The sequence below is a fragment of the Pararhodobacter sp. genome (assembly GCF_036802785.1).
Taxonomy (GTDB): domain Bacteria; phylum Pseudomonadota; class Alphaproteobacteria; order Rhodobacterales; family Rhodobacteraceae; genus Pararhodobacter.
Genome location: NZ_DAIRVN010000147.1, coordinates 1 through 2,171, shown reverse-complemented (window position 1 = coordinate 2,171; position 2,171 = coordinate 1). Strand labels below are relative to the sequence as shown.

1 pseudogene is annotated in these 2,171 nt (G+C 72.9%); it reads left to right on the top strand.

Going from position 1 to position 2,171, the window contains the following annotated elements:
• Positions 1-552: 552 nt before the first annotated feature.
• Positions 553-2,171, top strand: a pseudogene (locus tag V7Q53_RS23350) (hypothetical protein); the annotation flags it as partial.

The following is a 2,171-nucleotide window of genomic DNA, read 5'->3' as shown; positions in this document are numbered from 1 at the left end:
CCTGAAGCGCCCCGCCCCCCGATGCCCAAGGCCGATGCGCCAAGGGCGGACGCGCCGAAGACTGAGACTGCGAAAACCGAAGCTGCGAAAGCTGGCGCGGCGGCGATGCCCCCGCAAGCGCCCGCACGGCCCGACCAAGCACGGCCCGAAGCAGCACGGCAGGCACCTGCAACACCACCTTCCGCGCCCCCAAAACCCGCCTCCGCCACCCTTCCCGCCAGCACCGCCAAGGCCGCGACCCCGCCTGCCGGGAATGCAAAGGCGGCAGCGCCGACCGGCCCGGCAAGGGCGGTCAACGGCCGGGCACCCGAGGGGAGGCCGGCTGACAACACGCCCGCCCAGGGCGCAGCAAGCAACCGCCCCAACGCCGAAAAGGCCGCGCAGGTGGCTTTTGCCTCGCGCCGCAGCCCCGCCGCACCGACACCCACACGGCCCGCTGGCCCCGGCCCGGCGCTGGTTTCATCCCCCCCCGGCGCGCGGGCTGACAAGCCCAACCCGGGCGGGCGCATCGCGGTCTTGCCCGCAGGGAGCGAAAAAGAACGCCCCGGAACCATGACCCGCCTGTATCGCCGTGGTCGGCGCGCCACAAAGGGGGCGCTGGTCAGCATCGGCCTGATGAAGGCTGACGAAAACCGGGGGCGCCGCAGGCGCAAGGCCGCGGCCGCCGCGCAGGCGCAGCCGCTGGTCGCCGCCTCGCGCCCGCCCGCAGATGAGCGCGAAAAGGCTACCGAGGCTCAGGCACTGACCATTTTCGGCGCCCGCAACATGCAGAGCAGCGAGAGCAGCTTTGCCCGTCGTGGGCTGATGCTGACCGGCGGGCTGATTCTGCTGTTGGTCGCCGTGGCGATCTGGGCGGTCTTTTTCACCAGCGGCACCGTGAATGACACTGCGCGCGATGCCGATCTCGCGCAGACCCCGCAACAAGCGATCACCGCCCTTCCGCAGATCGAACCGCGCGCCGACGAACCCGGAGTGACACCGCCCTCAGAGATCATCGCGCCCGCCCCCGTCGCGCCATCGACCGAGGAAGAAGACGCGACTGCGGCACTCCCCGCGCCCGAGGACGCCACACCTGCGCCCGAGCCCGCGCCCGAACAGACGACTGAGCAGACCACCGACCCCGATGTCATGCTGGAAGAACTGGTGCAGGACGCGTTGACGCAGGCGCTGCCCGCCGATCTTCTGGGCGATACCGGCGACGGTGCCGGGTCACCTGCCCCGCTGGCAGAGCCCGGGGCACCCGCAGGGCCGGGGACGACGGGCACCACGGAAGAAGCTCCTTTTGAGGGGGGTGACAGCCCGCAGATCGCGCCGGAAGGCGAAGCTGTGCCAGACCAGAGGCTGGCTCTGCCGCCGGTTCTGGAACGGCCCGAACTGGCCGAGGTTCTGCCTGTCAGCCCGCCCGCGCCCCCGCCTTTCGGCACCGAATTCGCGCTGGGTGAGGATGGGCTGGTCGAAGCGACGCCCGAGGGCGCGCTGACCCCGACAGGGGTGATGGTCTATGCCCGCCCGCCTGCCGCTGTGCCGCCCGCCCGCCCGGCAGGCCTGGCGCCACCACCGGCAGCGGAGGAGCCCGAAGCGCAGGTCGCTCCGCTCAACGACAGTGGCGCGGCCGCCGTCGAGGCCGCTGTTCAGGCGGCCCTTGAGGACGCCGCCGAGCCTCTTGCCGAAGCCGCCGCCGAAGCCGCCTCTGACACAGGCGCCCCCGATGCCGGCGCCGTGGTGGGGGATGATACGCCGCGCGCCGATCCGGCGCTGGCGGGCATACGCCCGCAGCCGCGCAGCCCGAATGTCGCGGCACAGGCGCAGGACGCGGCCACGCCGGAAACCACCACCGACCCTGCACCCGCTCCGACCCCCGACCCTGCGTCGGAGGCCGTCGATACCGATGATGACAACGCTGCCCTTGCCCCTCCGCCCGGAGGGGTTTCGCTTGAAGGGTTGCGCCCGCAGCGGCGCCCCACCGATCTGGTTCCGCCCGAGGAAACCGCCGCCGCAGAAGAGGTCGCGCCTGAAACGGACGACAGCGCGCGCGAGGCCGTCGCGGTGTCACTGCGCCCCACGGCCCGCCCCAACGACATGAGCGCCCGTGTGCAGGCCGCGCTGGCTGCCGCGCGCACCCCCGCCGCTGCCCCGGCCGCCCGCGCGGCCTGCACACGGGCGCTCATGTC